This window comes from Bacillus sp. Bwzl_19, from assembly GCF_054900515.1.
The window spans coordinates 3288843-3304437 of record NZ_CM142729.1; the positions used below are offsets into that span (position 1 = coordinate 3288843).

Genomic DNA, 15595 nt, shown 5'->3' on the forward strand with positions numbered 1-15595 from the left:
ATGGCTGGAAAAAACACATTTTATATTCAAAAGAATGGCCGAATAGTGTATAAATGAAAAGTGAGTATTTTTTTGTAAAGGAGTGCCAAGTTTTGAAACCTGAATCAGTGAATCGTTCGCTTATTTCTATTTCGAAATGGGGAAAAGCGACAGGTATTTTGTTTATTATTATGGGCGCATTTGCTGCGCTGTCCGGCGCGTTTTTCTTCTTAATCGGAGCCATTCCAGGCGTTCTGCAGATCATTGCCGGCATTTTTCTGATGCGCTCGGCAAAAGAAGCGGGACAGATGGCGGAGCAGTTCAATGAACTGACAGAGGAACATATGCTGGAGAATTACGCAAAGTTCGTGAAAATGCAGGGGATCTATCTCATTGTAACAATCGGCTTGTCCGTTCTCTGCATCGTTCTCTTCATTGTACTTATGACGCTCGGCATCGTGGACGGCGTATTTGATAACATTGATGCCAATACATATTAAAAAAGAAAATCCCGGCGCGTCCGCCCGGGATTTTTTTCTTATTCCGCTTCTCCGACAACGGTAAAGCGCTCGTTTTGGTGCTTTGGATTTTCCAATTCATCCAATACGGCAATGGCATAATCGGCGTAGCTGATATAGCTGTCGCCTGCATCATTGACGATGAGTGTGTCTTTGCCTTTTTTGTATGCTCCCGTGCGTTTTCCGTTCGGATCAAACATTGCCGCCGGACTCAGAAATGTCCAAGAAATAGACTCGGTGTTTTCAAGGTCTTGTAAATTTTTCGCCTGCTGAAGCGCTGTCTGCAGATATTCTTTCGGAAATTCCGGCGTTTCAGCCAGACGTGTTGTTTTTGCTTCATCAACAAAGAGGCTGCCTGCTCCGCCGACGACAAATAATGTTGTATCTTTTGCTTCCTTGAAAATGCTGATTAGTGCTTTTCCCGCTTCAACATGCAGATGCTCCTTGCCCGCCGGCGCACCGAAGGCGTTGACTACGGCATCAAATGGCTTTATATCCTCCGCCTTCAAATCAAAGATGTCTTTTTCCACAACCGTGACATCTTGATCTTTTACGTTTGATGCATTTCTGACGATTGCCGCCACCTCATGGCCGCGTTCCTTCGCTTCCTTCATAATAGCGCTTCCCGCTTTTCCGCTTGCTCCGATAATTCCGATTTTCATGTTCTTTTCCTCCTTATTTGTAACTATTATTGTTACAACTGTGGCGGCATGAAGCCATCTCTTTTTAACAAAAGAGATGATTCATTACATCATAAAGGGACTTGCTCGCCAATTCATTCTCCATTGCCCGCTGAACGCTTCCGAACGTCTCATCAAGCGCACGCTGAATATTTTTGCCGACCGGACAGTCCGGATTCGGATTGTCGTGAACCGCAAAAAGCTCTTCCTTATTCTGCACCGCCCTGTAAACCTCCAGGAGGGTAATCTCAGACGGATCTTTTTTCAGGCTGGCTCCCGGAACACCCGCCCGGGATGTCAGAATACCTGCTTTTTTCAGCTGGCTGATCGTTCTCCGCACTACGACGGGATTGGTGTTTACACTGCCTGCAATCATATCTGATGATGCCCGTTCATCCGTTGAGATCAGCGATAGAATGTGAATGGCCACAGCAAGACGGCTGTTAATCATGTTTTTCACCACCGTTGTAACCATAATAGTTACATTTCATTTGTTTGTCAACTATTAATATACACTAAATCACGCGGGAAGATGAAATCAAGTTGGCAACAGAGGTGTAAATAGGCCGGCGGGAAACCGGCCGGAGATGGATTAAAATAAGAAATAACGCTGTCCGAGCGGAACATAGCTGACGGGCTGGCATGCCAGCTCTTCTCCGTCGGCGAACACCTGATAGGTTTTCGGATCGACTTGTATATTCGGCATCGCATCATTCAGCTTCATGTCGAGCTTACTCAGCTTACGGATATTCCGTACGGGAGAAATCATTTTTTCAAGCCCGAGCTTTTCAGGTACGCCGTTTTCGATACCGGCCTGGGACATAAATGTAATAGAGGTATTGCGGTTCGCTTTACCGTATGAAGCGTACATCTGCCTCATAAACACAGGCTCAGGCGTCGGAATGGAAGCATTCGGGTCCCCCATTTGGGCGCGGGCAACCATGCCGCCTTTGAGCACAAGTTCAGGTTTGACGCCGAAGAAAACCGGGTCCCATAATACGAGGTCGGCGAGCTTTCCTTTTTCGACGGAACCGACTTCATGGCTCAGGCCGTGGGTGATGGCCGGATTGATCGTGTATTTGGCGATATAGCGTTTGGCGCGTACATTGTCATTGCCGTTTTCTCCTGAAAGAGCGCCTCGCTGCTTTTTCATTTTATCGGCAACCTGCCATGTCCGGATAATCACTTCTCCCACCCTGCCCATCGCCTGCGAGTCAGATGATGTCATGCTGATGGCGCCGATATCGTGCAGAATATCCTCCGCCGCAATGGTGGCCGCTCTGATGCGTGAATGACTGAACGCCACGTCTTCCGGAACTTTTGAATCTAAATGATGGCAGACCATCATCATATCAAGATGCTCGTCCATCGTGTTGACGGTATACGGAATCGTCGGCGTCGTAGAGGACGGCAGAATATTGGCGTAAGATGCGAGTTTCATAATATCCGGTGCATGGCCTCCGCCGGCTCCCTCTATGTGATATGTATGGATAACCCGGTCGCCGATCGCATCAAGCGTGTTTTCTAAAAAGCCCGCTTCATTAATCGTGTCTGTGTGAATCGCCACCTGAATATCCGCTTCATCCGCTACTTCCATGCAAGTTTTGATGGCGCTTGGCGTTGTTCCCCAATCTTCATGCAGCTTCAGGCCGATCGCGCCGGCTTCTGTCTGCTCAATGAGAGGCGCTTTATCAGAAGCATTCCCTTTCCCTAAAAACCCGACATTGATCGGAAATTGCTCAGCCGCCTCCAGCATTCTCGACATGTACCACGCGCCGGATGTACAGGTCGTCGCTTTACTTCCCGTCGCAGGGCCCGTTCCGCCGCCCAGAAGCGTGGTCACGCCTGAAGAAAGCGCGACTTCCATCTGCTGCGGGCAGATAAAGTGGATATGCGTATCAACGCCGCCGGCCGTTACGATTTTTCCTTCACCGGAAATGACTTCTGTTCCGGCGCCGATGATCATGTGCGGGTCGACCCCATCCATGATATCCGGGTTGCCGCTTTTCCCGACGCCGACAATCCGGCCGTCCTTCACTCCGATATCCGCCTTGACGATCCCGGTATAATCCAGGACGACGGCGTTTGTAATGACAAGATCAAGCGCCCCGTCTTTCCCTGTGATGCGGCCGTTCTGCCCCATACCGTCACGGATTGTTTTTCCTCCGCCGAAAATCATTTCTTCTCCGTAATTCGTGAAGTCTTTTTCGACCTCGATCCATAAATCCGTATCTCCGAGTCTGACTTTGTCTCCCGTTGTCGGTCCGAACAGTTCTGCGTATTGCTCGCGTGACATTTTCATCGGATCGCTTCCTCCATCCATCCGGCTTTTTTAAGATTTGACAGAGTCTTCTCTTTACCCCGCTCATCCATATACGTATCGGCCATTCCGTTCAGGCCTCTGACCGTTTTTCTTCCTCCGATTTCCACGAGCGTGACGGTTTTCTCTTCTCCCGGTTCAAAACGGACCGATGTGCCTGACGGAATGTCAAGACGCATGCCGATTGCTTTCTCCCGATTGAAGGACAGGGCGCCGTTGGCTTCCGCAAAATGAAAATGCGATCCTACCTGCACTGACCTTGTTCCGTTATTGGTGACTGACACCTCCAGCGTCTTTCGGCCTTCGTTAATGGTGATGGTCCCCTTTGCGACTTGAATGGCTCCCGGCTTCATGACTTCACCTCCGCTTTGATCGGCTGATGAACGGTGACAAGCTTGACCCCGTCCGGGAACGTCGCTTCCACCTGAATGCTGTCCAGCATTTCCGGAACGCCTTCCATAACGTCTTTTTCCGTTAAAACGGTGCGGCCGGATTCCATCAGCTCAGCAACGCTTTTTCCGTCTCTGGCGCCTTCCATCAGGTAACAGGTCAAATATGCGGCAGCTTCAGGATAATTCAGCAGAACGCCGCGCTCTTTCCGCTGTTTTGCGAGCTCTCCCGCTGTGAAAATAAGCAATTTTTCTTGTTCAACCGGTGTCAGTTTCATCGTATTCCCCCTTTTGATAGTCAAACGCAATCCACATGGTCATACCGAAACGATGCAGGCGGTTACCACCCCCTTCACCTCATGAAATGTTAAGTGATAAAAGTTATTCGACGGCGAACAGCCTGATTCCTTTTGCAGAAATTCCCGATTTGTTATTTTTTTCTTAAACAAACGTTTAACCAAATGTGAAGAAAGGTCACATTCTTTGTGAATATTATAAAGAAATTATCGTAAAATTTATAGAATATTTAAAAAGTTAGTGAATATTAACCAAACGAACTGGAAATTTTGTCATTTCTCATAACAAAAAGCCCAAAATGTTTTGGGCTTTTGCAGTGTTTCCATTTCAAATTAATCGTCACTGAGTTTATCTTTCGTTTTGCCGACACCCTTTTGCAGGCTGCCTTTCGCTTTGTCTTTTTTACCTTCCGCTTTTAAGTCGGTCTTGTCTGTCATGTCACCGGCTTTGTCTTTTGCTTCCCCTTTCATTTTGTTCATGCCGCCTTTTACTTTGTCTTTTAAACCGTTATCTTGACTCATGATCTCTTCAGCTCCTTTTGTTCTTGTGTACTTGTTTTCTTCCCTTTCAGCCCGAACACAAACATGTAAACTCTCAATTATTGATTTCACAGCGTTCTCCGTAGCGGATCACTTTGTAAACGGCCAATCCGTCTGACAGCTTATTCTCCCCATATTGGACCGGAAGAAGGGCAAAGAAAACATAATAAGTTGAAAAATAGACAAATTGGTAAAAAAATAAGTTTGGCTCAAAGACATCTTTTATGATCAGCAGATTTATTAAAAAAATAGAAGCGAGATTAAACAGACAGCCTCCGGAATAGACGAGCGCGCTCGTCAGACGGTTATCTATCCGCAATTCGCCGAACTTGCAGAAAGAATCTATAAAGTAGATACGCCTAACCTGAATCGGCCCTACTTTTACAAGACGTTTCCCCATTCCGATATCCAATGACGCCTTGCCTCCGAACAGCATCGCCATAAAACTGTGGCCTGACACATGGATGACAGACACCATCGGCAGAATGATGAGAAATGATACGAAAAACTTTATCATATCATTAAATCCGAACAACAAATCCCTCCTTTCCATCGTTCTTTTTTCCCTCTTTTGCGATTTTTCCGATTTTTTCTAAGATCAAACGTCATAATGTGCATAAAAAATAACCACCTGCCGATCAGATGGTTAAAGAAACTTATATATCGTATAAACATTGTTCTTTTTGAATGTTTTCTCTCATGCGAATCGCTTGTTCATAAAAATACGCCGCTTCTTTATATTGCTTATGGGCGCTTGTGTAAATGGCGGCCTCCAAGGCGAAATCTTCAATATACACATACAGCGATTTTTTATTCATATAATCAAACACTTCGTGGATTAAGTCCATATTGAGGGATTCCAGATAAAGCGCTTGTAAAAACTTATATTTCTCTAAACTGAATCGGTCGCCGCGTTCTTTCGCGATCATAACCCCTCTTTCATAATAGGCAAGGGCCGCTTCGTCATCATGCAGCCTGAAAAGGGTGTGTGTTAAGCTGAACAGCGCCTTCGGAAGCTGTTCAAGCTGGTGCTCCTCAAAAACGGGAACCGCTTTTCTAAAGTAACGGGCCGCTTCATCCAGATCGCGCTTTTCAGAATAACAATTCCCCAGATTGTAAAGCGAAGACCCAATCAGACGGGGCTGTCCTTCAAGCAAAGAAAGGCGGAGCGCTTCATCTAAATGCTCGAGCGCTTTGTCGTAGTTTTTGCAGTCGATATAGTTTCCTGAGATAACGAAATGGCATTGAATTCTCCGCACTCTGTAAAAATCGTGTTTTACATATGTATCCAGCGCCTGAATCCCGTGATTCATGGAAAAATGAGTCTGTTTCATGACATAAAAAACTTCAGACATCTTAAAATGGAATTCCGCCCTCTCTATATCATCCTCGACAAATGAAAGGAGTTTTTCCGCTTTCCTGTAAAAAGAAATAGCTGCAACATAGTTATTCTGATCGAATTCATACATCCCTCTGAACAAATGGAAATAATACTCAGACAGTCCCGATATGCTGTCCGTGCTTTCGATCGTCTTTTGCAGCTCGCTGTACTGAATTTGTGATTGTTCGGTAAAATCCGGCTTGACGTAATCAAGCATAATATGATGGCGGTAGCTGATCAGCTGATAATACAGCAGCAGCAGCTGGTCTTCCTCCATCCGTTGTATATCCTCATCAATTTCCTCTTTCAGCTTTATGGCATCAGCCGCTTGAAACGCTAAAATGTGCTTGTACCATTTGTTGATCTTGACTCCAACCTGAGATGACGGAATCTCGTATGCGGTCATGCCCCTTTCACAACCTTTTCTAATTTCTATTGGTTATATTTTAACATATTGTATGGCTTTGGAATTGAATAACTTGATCGTCCTGCATCAAAATTCCTATCATATATTTCGGCCGGCATCGGTATTTTTTGAACCGCTCAGCTTCTTTTGAATAAAAAAGCCTGCCCTTGTTCGGGCAAGCTTCATTATCCGCCTATATAAGACATTTCCACTTTCTTTTTCCCATCTGTTTTAGAAAGCGCGCGGTCAATTGAATACTGATCCGTGCGGTTTTTCCAGACAGAAGCGATGGACTCCGTCAATTCGTCATCGGTCAGGCCGCCGCGCACAAGCTTCCTCACATCGTAGCCTGCGGAAGCGAACAGGCACGTAAACAGCTCGCCCCTCGCCGACAGGCGCGCTCTGTTACAGGAGGCGCAGAATGCATCTGAGACGGAGGAAATCACGCCGATTTCGCCAGATCCGTCAAGATAGCGGAACCTGGAAGCGACCTCGCCTTTATAATTCGCTTCTATCGGCTCCGTCGGCATGTGCTGATTGATCAGATCAATGATCTCAGCCTTCGTGATCACGTCTTTTTTGTTCCATTGATTCGTATTGCCGACATCCATAAATTCAATAAACCGGAGAATATGACCCTTTTCTTTAAAATAGCGGGCCATCGGCAGGATGTCTTTTTCATTGACGCCTTTTTGGACAACCATATTGATTTTAACACCGAGTCCGGCCTCTTTTGCCGCCTCTATGCCCTCAAGCACCTTATTCACCGAGACGCCGCGGCCGTTAATAGCCTTAAACCGCTCATCTTCTAAAGAATCGAGACTGACAGTCACGCGGTGCAGCCCCGCCTGCTTCAGCTTTTCCGCATACACGGGAAGCAGTGAGCCGTTTGTCGTCATCGCAATATCTTTAAGCCCCGGGATGCGCGCAAGTTTTCTGATCAATTCAGGCATATCTTTTCTCATCAGCGGCTCCCCGCCCGTCAGCCTGATTTTTTCAACGCCGAAACGGCCGACAAACAGTTTCGCAAGCCGCTCAAGCTCCTCAAATGAGAGCAATTCTGTCTTTTGTAAAAATGGATAATCCGGTCCGAATAGTTCGGCTGGCATACAGTACGTGCATCTGAAGTTGCAGCGGTCGGTTACAGAGATACGGAGATCCCTGAGCGGCCTGTCCCTTTTGTCTGACACCCGGCGCGTTTCTGTATTCATAAGCCCAAGACCCCTTTCTATTGTTCAACCCGTTCAGGATGTGTGTATACATTAAATGACCCGTTTCTGACAAAGCCTATCGCCGTGATGTTCAGCTCTTCCGCCATTTGCAGCGCAAGCTCCGTCGGCGCCGATTTTGAAATGACAATCGACACGCCGATTTTTGCGGCTTTTAATAAAACCTCTGAGGAAATCCGGCCGCTGAAAACAATCAGCTTGTCACGGACGGGCATTCCGTTTTTCAAACAGCAGCCGTACAGCTTATCGAGCGCGTTGTGGCGCCCGATGTCCGTCCTCATGAAGAGCATCTTTTCCGTATCGCACAGCGCCGCATTATGGACGCCGCCCGTTTCCTGGAATGTGCCGCTTCCGCTTTGCATCTCCTTCATGAGGTGAAGACACGTCTCAGGAGTTATGGTAATGCGGCTCACGGCGGTTTTGGCCGTTTTTACATCCTGCTGAAAGTAAAAATGGCGGCCTTTCCCGCAGCATGAACCGATGACTCTCTTCGTATAGTCTTTTTGCTCGAGCACTTCGGGATTCGTCAGCTCCACATATGCAAATCCGAGACTTTCATCTATAGTAAAGCTTTTGATCTCTTTTTCAAAACGAATGACGCCTTCTGATGCGAGAAATCCGACTACGAGTTCCTCTAAATGATCAGGCGTGCAGACGAGCGTCACAAATTCCCGCCCGTTCACCATGACAGTCAATGGATACTCTGAAACCATCCGATCTGCCGTTTTTGTTAATACCCCTTTTTCATAGCGGTATATTTCTCTTACCGCTGTTGTTTTTTCATCCACTGTTTTCCCCTCCGCAGTATCCTTCTCTTTTATTCTTCCACAATCCCTGTATTTTGTCGAATTTGCGGTTTAAAAAAAGAGCCCTCTTCGGACTCTATGTTTCGTTGCGGTGATGTCTGCTCAACATGGTGAATAAAATAACGGCGGCGATAATGGCCAATATACTGACGAATATGAAGGCGGCAAGCTTCAGAAAAACTCCCAATAGAACAAAAACGACTGCCGCCAGCACTAATATAATGCCTGCTCCTTTTAACAACAGCGGTCATCTCCTTTTAGTCGTATCATTCCCGCGGTTCCGTTTTCTAAACAAAAAAGACGCCGCTCGGGCGTCCTTTTTTAACCTATTCTTTTGCTAAATCCTTTGCAGCGTCTTCCCAAGCCTGTTTGAACTCGGCCGCGCTGTCAGCTGAGACATATGTGCCGCCCCCTGCTTCCGCCGCTTTTTCAAGGCTTTCGCTTCCTTTCATGCCGAAGTTGAAACCGATGATATTGACGATCGTGTTGACGTTCGCTTTACGGAGCTTTTGAATTTCAGCCTGAGGATTACCGCCGCATGTTTCTTCACCGTCTGTAATCAGATATACGACGTTTTTCCCTTTAGCGCCGGCCCGCTCAAATTCTTCACGTGTATCAGAAAGCGCTTTTGCAATCGGTGTCCAGCCGGTCGGTTTAATCTGGCTGAGCGATTGCTCAAACGGAGTCACGGCGTACGGCTGAAGGCCGTATAACGTTTCTGTCGCATTACACGATACGGCTTTACCGGAGTTTTTATTATTGCCCTTATGACCGAATACCCGGAGCATCAGATTAGTGTCTTCAGGAAGAACTTTCGCAAAAGAGGTGACAGAATCTTTCGCGACATCTATTTTACGCTCTCCCCCTGTTTTTTGTATCATGCTACCGCTTGCATCAAACAGCACAGCGACGTTTGTTTCCTCGTGCTTTTTCTCAGCCGCAAAAACAGGTGATCCGAGTGAAAGCGTCAAAAGTCCGACAATCCCCGCAGTAAACATTTTTTTCATTTCCTTCATTCCTCTCCATTTGTTTTTCGCCGATGGGCCCCGGCTCTTCTCTATTCTAGATGAGGAATATGCAAAAGGGCGGGATGCCTTTTGTGTGAGCGGCGGTACATCGTCAAAAATGAACAGAATTATGCGCTTCATCCTAGAAAGATTGGATAAAAGATGACAGATTTAATGCCTTTTTCGCCCTTTTTGTAATATAAGTCCGGAATCTGATTCTTTTTACAGTTTTCTCTTCATTTCTTCTTGAAAATTTTGTTAATTCAAGCGTAAAAAAAAGGGCCGAAAAACGGCGCCTTTTCTTATTCCCCTAATGAACTCGCTTCTAATTTAAAGATACGGTTCATATCCTTTTGACTGTGAGCTTCGTAATATTTTCCTCCGCCCGCTCCGGCAATCGCGTGAAGCTGACCGTTGAAGCCTTCATTAAAGTCAAAGCCGATTACATTGACTTTAATATGCTGTTTGCGAAGCTCTTTCGCTGTCTTAATAGGATCTCCTCCGCATGTCTCCTCGCCGTCCGTTAACAGGTAAACGGATTTACTGCCGAGTTTGTGCACGCCGTTAAAGGAAGCCTTCGCATCCTCTAATGCCTTTGCAATCGGTGTCCAGCCAGTAGGCCCGATTCCGTTCAGAGAATTAAGGAAGCTTTGTTTGTCAAACCTTTGGAATCCGTATACACCGCGAATAGATTCACAAGACTGAACTTTTCCGGAGTTTTTATTATTGCCTTCAGAACCGAAAACCGTCATTCTGACCTGTGATTTAGATTTAATTTGATCCGCAAAACGGACAATTTCATCTTTTGCCATGTTGTATTTAGAAACACCGTCTATCCGTTTCGCCATACTGCCGCTCGCATCAAGCAAAATGGCGGTATTGTTTTTAGGTTTAAAGAAAGAATTCTCGTTTGCATTCTCAGCAGCAAAAGCAGGAGATGCAGCAGTCAGCAGCAAACCGAACATGAGTATGAGTGAAAATGTTTTTTTCATTGCTTTTCCCCTTTTCAATAGATTTCCGTTCAACGTCGAACACTATTTATCGTAAATGAGTTGAAAAGGGAAATAAATAGGACGGGGTTCCTCATTATTTTTGCGTACATTCACATAGAAGCGGCATTTTTATCAGTGATTTTCACCCGGTGCGCAGCCATCTATCCGCATTTGTCAGCCTTTAGCCTTTCGTTATATGAGTCCGTTGGTTCCTTAGCCGTTTATGGAATAGTTTTCCGAAAAAAAGACGCTGATGAGAGCGTCTACTTTTTCGCCATATATTTGCTTAAAAATGAATCTGCCTCGGAAATATCCACTCCCTGATAATAATGCTTGACGATGTCCGTCACGGATTTTCCCTGCTCCGCCATATAATTGGCACCGTACTGGCTCATGCCGACACCGTGACCGAATCCTTTCGTCGTAATGGTGATGCTGCCGCCGTTTCGTTTCCATTCGAAGTCGGCAGAACGGAGTCCGAGTTTTTCCCGAATGTCTCGTCCCTTCAGCTTCTTGCCGTTTATGACGGCCGTCGCCACTTGATGTCCCGGCGTTCTGGCCGTAATCTGCCCTACAGTGTCTTGTCCTGCGAGCTGCACACCGAGCTTCTGCTGAAACTCCGGCACACTGAAAGTCCGGGTGGCGAGATATTTTGGCGATTTTTTATCCCATGGGCTTTTCACGCTCTTTAAATAAGGAATGGCGCTTGTCCAATAGGCTTCCGCATTTTCCGTATACCCATTGCTTGTAGAGAAAAAAGATGCCTCAATCGGCTTGTTTTCATACGTTAAAATCTTTCCTTGCGTACCGGCCACCGCGTTTGTGATTTTCTTGAGGTTTTGCGCGTAATCAGAACCCCATTCTTTTTTCAGCTGGCTTTTGCTTTGATAGACTTGGAACATTTGCGTGTCATCCACCAGTGATCCTTTCGGGGCCTGGACGGCTGAGTTTGCAACCATCAGTCTGACGATGAATGTACGGGCAGCGAGCGCTTGGGCTTTTAAGGCCTCCGGTTTAAATTCTACGGGCATTTCGGAAGCCACGACACCGATCACGTACTCTTCAAGCGGGATGTTTTCTACAGAATGATTGGATGTCCGATAAACCGGAACGGATACAGGTGATTCTTTCAATGTTGGTTCTGCTCCTTTTGTTTCTCGTATGGTGTGTGCTGTTTTGTGTCCGGGCTCCCTGTTTACGGCTGCTCCTTTTTCGGCCTGAAACGGAAGGACGAGAATGGTGGGAACAAGAAGAATAAGTACACACAGCCCGGATAGTAGAAATACAATGGGTTTCATATATCAGCTGCCTCCTGCTTGGGATTCGACTCTACTTCATCTTATGGGCAGGGACAAGCTAATATGACTTCCTTTTGGACAGATTCTTTTATTCGATTATTTACGCGAAAAACGTATTCTTTTTTGGAATTCAGAGCATAATAATGATGATAAACCATATAAAAAAACAGTATGCCAGATTGACATACTGTTTTTGTAACCATTATGCGTTTAAGTCAGTAACGGCTTCTTTACTTTCTTGTTCAGCGGCCGTTTCATCGACAACACGCTCGATGTCAGCGCCGAGAGCCTCAAGTTTTTTATGGAAATCCACATAACCGCGATCCAAATGCTTCAGTTCCGTGACGCGTGTATGACCTTCAGCCACTAATCCCGCAAGAATCAGCGCCGCGCCCGCACGCAGGTCCGTAGCGGCAACTTCTGCGCCTTGCAGCTGTACGGGACCGTTAATGATCACAGAACGTCCTTCAATTTTAATGTCGCCATTCATCCGGCGGAATTCTTCAGCATGCATAAAACGGTTTTCAAACACAGTTTCAGTAATCATGCTTGTTCCGCTCGCACGGAGAAGCAGCGCCATCATTTGTGACTGCATGTCAGTCGGGAATCCTGGGTGAGGCATCGTTTTGATGTCGATCGGCTTCAGCTGTGCAGGACCGATGACACGAAGGCCTTCTCCTTCATCCGTAATTTTGACGCCCATTTCTTCCATCTTCGCAATTAAAGACGTAAGATGCTCAGGAACCGCACCTTTTACTAATACATTTCCTTCCGTGATAGCCGCGGCCACCATAAAAGTACCCGCTTCAATACGGTCAGGAATGATGTTGTGTCTTACGCCGCGAAGCTTCTCGACACCTTCAATTTTAATGGTGCCTGTGCCGGCTCCGCGGATTTTTCCGCCCATCGCATTGATATAGTTCGCTAAGTCAACGATTTCAGGCTCTTTTGCCACGTTTTCAAGCGTTGTTGTTCCTTCAGCTAATGCAGCTGCCATAATCAAGTTTTCTGTCGCACCCACACTTGGGAAATCTAAATAGATTTTTGCGCCCTGCAGACGGCCTTCCACTTCTGCTTCAATAAAGCCGTTGCCTACTTTGATTTTTGCACCCATTGCTTCAAAACCTTTTAAATGCTGGTCAATCGGTCTTGAGCCGATTGCGCAGCCGCCAGGAAGCGCTACTCTTGAATGACCCGTACGGGCTAACAGAGGGCCCATAACAAGCACTGACGCGCGCATTTTACGCACATATTCAAAAGGTGCTTCTGTTTCTAAAGCGTAAGAAGCGTTTACGGTAACTTCATTATTCTCAAAATGCACATCTGCTCCTAAATGACGCAACACTTCATTAATTGTATATACATCGGAGAGCGTAGGTACATCACATATTACGCTTTTTTCTTCACTTGCTAATAAAGATGCAGCGATAACAGGTAAAACGGCATTTTTTGCTCCTTCAACTTTCACTGTGCCGTTTAACTTCTGACCGCCGCGGACGATGATTTTTTCCAAGGTATTCCCCTCCGCGTCCCTATATTCTCTATATTAATATTCAGTTGTCACGATTGGTGTGCCAACCGTAACGGTATGTTTTTCGCCCATTCCCGCACTTCTAAGCGCAATTTGCACATTCATCTTATGTTTCGATGTCATGATGTAATCTGTCCACTTATATGTAAATGCAGAAACAGAAACGAAATGAGGCTCAACTACATGTTCAACTGGACTTGCTTCAAATTCTTTCATGAGCTGTTCTGCTTTTTTTTGCAAAACAATACTCATATTATCATTTAAATGACCCTTTAGACAAGTAAAAATAAATACTTTATTTTGAAATATGTCATGTGCCTGCCGTTCAAACTGTTCATATGTATCATTCCAGTTTTCCGGTTGCTCCGGGCTCATTTGCTCATATAATAAATACGAAGTTGGGTTCTGGTTTTTGAGGGTAGTGACGAGCTGCAGTTTAAAAGTTGTGTGATTTTTTTTGTCAGAATATGTGCCGACGGCCTTTACGATTTTATCTTCCTCGGCGGTTTCCCAATGATACTGCGGATTTTGCGCCTTCAGTTCTTTCACCTTGTCATCAAATTCACTCAGTGACAGGTTCAGATTTTCTTTCGCATGAAGCGTCCACTCATCAACAGTGACATCCTGCCGCTCCATTCCTTCGGCAATCTGGGCAAGCGGAGACAGCTCACTCGCATGAATGGAATGAAATACCGCAATTAAGGCGCTTAAAAAAACAAAAAACAAGATGATACGGCCTGCTCTTTTTTTCTTCATATCGATCTCTCCCCCTTACTCCCATTTTTGCCGGAGCCGGGGAAAGCGATACATGGAAAACTTCGTCAAAACTCGCCAAGCGGGTGAAGAAAAATTGGTTTCTCCCCCAGCGATTCCCTTCATTACAACTGACGAAACTTCTTAAAACAAGTATGGAAGCTGCTTCGAATAGGTAAGATAATCTAAAAAGAAGTTGGCGACTGCCGTTCCGATCGCAATGGTAAGAAGAATAATCAGCAGCCGTGCCTGCACTATTTTTCCTTTTCGGATCAGCGGATCAAAGTTGACGGCCTGAAGCGCCCACCATGTCACCGCAATGCATACCAAGTGAATCAGGATGCTGATTGCGGCCTGCTGCCCCAATACATTCACAAATTCCATCTCCTTTCATTTTTTCCGCCCCTCATATCCTCTCTTATTATATAAGAAGAAGAGAGAAAGATGATCATTTTTACAGCAGAATTTTTATCCAAAATTAGGGGCAATCCCCGCTTAAATGTCCGTTCTCCGGCATGGTATACTTTTTTGGAAAGGAGATGGGAATATGAATCATTCCTTTTTTCATCCGGAAAAGCAGTATGGGGAAACACTGCCCGTATTTGACCATGAGTGGGAAGCGATTGCATTCTACTATGATTATAGACAGTCTCAAACAGAGGAACTGAAAGAATTATGTCAGTTTTTCAACATTTCTCTTGATTATTCACACGGCAGCCTGCAGGAATTGGAAACCCTTTACTTCCGCAGCATTAAAGAGCTGCTGCTGGCGGATTGGAACCTGCCGATTGACGAATTTGAGAAAATGCTCAGCGTGTATGTCATCGATTGCGCCATCAGACACCATGACGATGCCGAATGGATCGTCAAACCTTATCCGTACACGGACGGCGCCTATACGACAGGTGTGCGAAGAGGAAACAAAACGTGGCACACCGACAACTGCTGTGAGCATTTATATCTGCAAAAAGAAGAGGATCATCCGCTTATCGGCGTCTATGAATCTCTTATGCGTTAATATAGAAAAAGAATCCTTCTCAGATAGCCGAGAAGGATTCTTTTTTAGTTTCCTGCAACATCCAATCTGTTTACAGCCCGCTGTAACGCAAGCTCAGCCCGACGAATGTCAGTATCATCTGATCGTTTGTTTAAACGGTCTTCCGCCCGCTTTTTCGCAGCAAGGGCGCGCTCTTTATCAATGCTGTCCGCTGTTTCAGCGGCTTGTGCAAGGATAGTGACCTGATCAGGACGGACTTCTAAAAATCCGCCGCTGACAGCCGCCAAATCGGTCTGTCCGTCTTTTTTAAGGCGGACAGCGCCGATTTTAAGCGGAGCCACGGTCGGAATATGGCCCGGCAAGATACCGAGATCACCGCTCTCGGCTCTTACACTCACCATTTCAATATCAGCATCATATACTGGGCCGTCGGGAGTAACGATATTGACTTTAACGGTCTTCATGCTTTTACC

Annotated in this window: 20 protein-coding genes; 2 read left to right on the forward strand and 18 right to left on the reverse strand. The window is 46.0% G+C overall.

Annotation, left to right across the window (positions count from 1 at the left end):
* Window positions 1-92: 92 nt before the first annotated feature.
* Complete coding sequence (locus ACW5MY_RS17455; RefSeq protein WP_013353892.1) at window positions 93-479, forward strand: DUF5362 family protein; 387 nt, start codon at window positions 93-95, stop codon at window positions 477-479.
* A gap of 38 nt (window positions 480-517) precedes the next feature.
* Here ACW5MY_RS17455 and ACW5MY_RS17460 read toward each other — a convergent pair whose 3' ends face one another.
* The 17 genes from ACW5MY_RS17460 to ACW5MY_RS17540 form a co-directional block, all read right to left on the reverse strand.
* Window positions 518-1159 carry an NAD(P)-dependent oxidoreductase gene (locus ACW5MY_RS17460; RefSeq protein ID WP_013353893.1) on the reverse strand — a complete coding sequence of 214 codons (642 nt, stop codon included), beginning with the start codon at window positions 1157-1159 and terminating at the stop codon, window positions 518-520.
* A 64-nt stretch (window positions 1160-1223) separates the two neighbouring features.
* Window positions 1224-1628: an Rrf2 family transcriptional regulator gene (locus tag ACW5MY_RS17465; protein WP_003151203.1), complete on the reverse strand. Its 405-nt coding sequence runs from the start codon at window positions 1626-1628 to the stop codon at window positions 1224-1226.
* A 141-nt stretch (window positions 1629-1769) separates the two neighbouring features.
* Window positions 1770-3479, reverse strand: coding sequence for an urease subunit alpha (ureC, locus tag ACW5MY_RS17470; RefSeq protein ID WP_013353894.1), 1710 nt, complete (start codon window positions 3477-3479; stop codon window positions 1770-1772).
* Window positions 3476-3850: an urease subunit beta gene (ureB, locus tag ACW5MY_RS17475; protein ID WP_013353895.1), complete on the reverse strand. Its 375-nt coding sequence runs from the start codon at window positions 3848-3850 to the stop codon at window positions 3476-3478. The genes ureC and ureB overlap by 4 nt, the downstream gene beginning before the upstream one ends.
* Window positions 3847-4164 carry an urease subunit gamma gene (ureA, locus tag ACW5MY_RS17480; protein ID WP_013353896.1) on the reverse strand — a complete coding sequence of 106 codons (318 nt, stop codon included), beginning with the start codon at window positions 4162-4164 and terminating at the stop codon, window positions 3847-3849. Before ureA ends, ureB begins: the two co-directional genes overlap by 4 nt.
* 351 nt (window positions 4165-4515) lie before the next feature.
* Window positions 4516-4704 (reverse strand): CsbD family protein, encoded by a 189-nt coding sequence (locus tag ACW5MY_RS17485; RefSeq protein WP_014472339.1) that lies wholly within the window; start codon window positions 4702-4704, stop codon window positions 4516-4518.
* A 73-nt stretch (window positions 4705-4777) separates the two neighbouring features.
* A complete protein-coding gene (locus ACW5MY_RS17490) occupies window positions 4778-5257 on the reverse strand; it encodes a hypothetical protein (protein ID WP_014471143.1) in 480 nt (159 codons plus the stop codon).
* 121 nt (window positions 5258-5378) lie between these two features.
* Entirely contained in the window at window positions 5379-6509 is a 1131-nt protein-coding gene (locus ACW5MY_RS17495; RefSeq protein WP_014471144.1) for a response regulator aspartate phosphatase, read from the reverse strand.
* A gap of 185 nt (window positions 6510-6694) precedes the next feature.
* Window positions 6695-7720: a GTP 3',8-cyclase MoaA gene (moaA, locus tag ACW5MY_RS17500; RefSeq protein ID WP_014471145.1), complete on the reverse strand. Its 1026-nt coding sequence runs from the start codon at window positions 7718-7720 to the stop codon at window positions 6695-6697.
* Between the two features lie 17 nt (window positions 7721-7737).
* Complete coding sequence (gene fdhD / locus ACW5MY_RS17505; protein ID WP_013353899.1) at window positions 7738-8526, reverse strand: formate dehydrogenase accessory sulfurtransferase FdhD; 789 nt, start codon at window positions 8524-8526, stop codon at window positions 7738-7740.
* 94 nt (window positions 8527-8620) lie between these two features.
* Window positions 8621-8785 (reverse strand): hypothetical protein, encoded by a 165-nt coding sequence (locus ACW5MY_RS17510; RefSeq protein WP_014471146.1) that lies wholly within the window; start codon window positions 8783-8785, stop codon window positions 8621-8623.
* Between the two features lie 85 nt (window positions 8786-8870).
* Window positions 8871-9551, reverse strand: coding sequence for a VWA domain-containing protein (locus ACW5MY_RS17515; protein ID WP_014471147.1), 681 nt, complete (start codon window positions 9549-9551; stop codon window positions 8871-8873).
* 302 nt (window positions 9552-9853) lie between these two features.
* Window positions 9854-10543, reverse strand: a complete 690-nt coding sequence (locus tag ACW5MY_RS17520) for a VWA domain-containing protein (protein WP_013353901.1) — start codon at window positions 10541-10543, stop codon at window positions 9854-9856.
* 263 nt (window positions 10544-10806) lie between these two features.
* Window positions 10807-11841: a stage II sporulation protein D gene (spoIID, locus tag ACW5MY_RS17525; protein ID WP_013353902.1), complete on the reverse strand. Its 1035-nt coding sequence runs from the start codon at window positions 11839-11841 to the stop codon at window positions 10807-10809.
* A 202-nt stretch (window positions 11842-12043) separates the two neighbouring features.
* The gene (murA, locus tag ACW5MY_RS17530) at window positions 12044-13354 is read right to left on the reverse strand and encodes a UDP-N-acetylglucosamine 1-carboxyvinyltransferase (RefSeq protein ID WP_013353903.1); all 1311 of its coding nucleotides are present in this window, start codon (window positions 13352-13354) and stop codon (window positions 12044-12046) included.
* Between the two features lie 33 nt (window positions 13355-13387).
* Window positions 13388-14128, reverse strand: coding sequence for a YwmB family TATA-box binding protein (locus tag ACW5MY_RS17535; RefSeq protein ID WP_013353904.1), 741 nt, complete (start codon window positions 14126-14128; stop codon window positions 13388-13390).
* A gap of 141 nt (window positions 14129-14269) precedes the next feature.
* Entirely contained in the window at window positions 14270-14500 is a 231-nt protein-coding gene (locus ACW5MY_RS17540; protein WP_013353905.1) for a DUF1146 family protein, read from the reverse strand.
* A 172-nt stretch (window positions 14501-14672) separates the two neighbouring features.
* Between ACW5MY_RS17540 and ACW5MY_RS17545 the strand changes: the two genes are divergently transcribed.
* Window positions 14673-15143, forward strand: coding sequence for a hypothetical protein (locus ACW5MY_RS17545; protein WP_013353906.1), 471 nt, complete (start codon window positions 14673-14675; stop codon window positions 15141-15143).
* A 44-nt stretch (window positions 15144-15187) separates the two neighbouring features.
* Here the strand turns inward: ACW5MY_RS17545 and ACW5MY_RS17550 are convergent, their stop codons facing one another.
* Window positions 15188-15586, reverse strand: a complete 399-nt coding sequence (locus ACW5MY_RS17550; RefSeq protein ID WP_013353907.1) for a F0F1 ATP synthase subunit epsilon — start codon at window positions 15584-15586, stop codon at window positions 15188-15190.
* Window positions 15587-15595 lie beyond the last annotated feature (9 nt).

Bases quoted from the DNA above. Each gene is read 5' to 3' on its own strand.
- ACW5MY_RS17460 (WP_013353893.1), bottom strand. From the start codon at position 1,159: ATGAAAATCGGAATTATCGGAGCAAGCGGAAAAGCGGGAAGCGCTATT.
- ACW5MY_RS17465 (WP_003151203.1), bottom strand. From the start codon at position 1,628: ATGATTAACAGCCGTCTTGCTGTGGCCATTCACATTCTATCGCTGATC.
- ureC (WP_013353894.1), bottom strand. From the start codon at position 3,479: ATGAAAATGTCACGCGAGCAATACGCAGAACTGTTCGGACCGACAACG.
- ureB (WP_013353895.1), bottom strand. From the start codon at position 3,850: ATGAAGCCGGGAGCCATTCAAGTCGCAAAGGGGACCATCACCATTAAC.
- ureA (WP_013353896.1), bottom strand. From the start codon at position 4,164: ATGAAACTGACACCGGTTGAACAAGAAAAATTGCTTATTTTCACAGCG.
- ACW5MY_RS17485 (WP_014472339.1), bottom strand. From the start codon at position 4,704: ATGAGTCAAGATAACGGTTTAAAAGACAAAGTAAAAGGCGGCATGAAC.
- ACW5MY_RS17495 (WP_014471144.1), bottom strand. From the start codon at position 6,509: ATGACCGCATACGAGATTCCGTCATCTCAGGTTGGAGTCAAGATCAAC.
- moaA (WP_014471145.1), bottom strand. From the start codon at position 7,720: ATGAATACAGAAACGCGCCGGGTGTCAGACAAAAGGGACAGGCCGCTC.
- ACW5MY_RS17515 (WP_014471147.1), bottom strand. From the start codon at position 9,551: ATGAAAAAAATGTTTACTGCGGGGATTGTCGGACTTTTGACGCTTTCA.
- ACW5MY_RS17520 (WP_013353901.1), bottom strand. From the start codon at position 10,543: ATGAAAAAAACATTTTCACTCATACTCATGTTCGGTTTGCTGCTGACT.
- spoIID (WP_013353902.1), bottom strand. From the start codon at position 11,841: ATGAAACCCATTGTATTTCTACTATCCGGGCTGTGTGTACTTATTCTT.
- ACW5MY_RS17535 (WP_013353904.1), bottom strand. From the start codon at position 14,128: ATGAAGAAAAAAAGAGCAGGCCGTATCATCTTGTTTTTTGTTTTTTTA.
- ACW5MY_RS17545 (WP_013353906.1), top strand. From the start codon at position 14,673: ATGAATCATTCCTTTTTTCATCCGGAAAAGCAGTATGGGGAAACACTG.
- ACW5MY_RS17550 (WP_013353907.1), bottom strand. From the start codon at position 15,586: ATGAAGACCGTTAAAGTCAATATCGTTACTCCCGACGGCCCAGTATAT.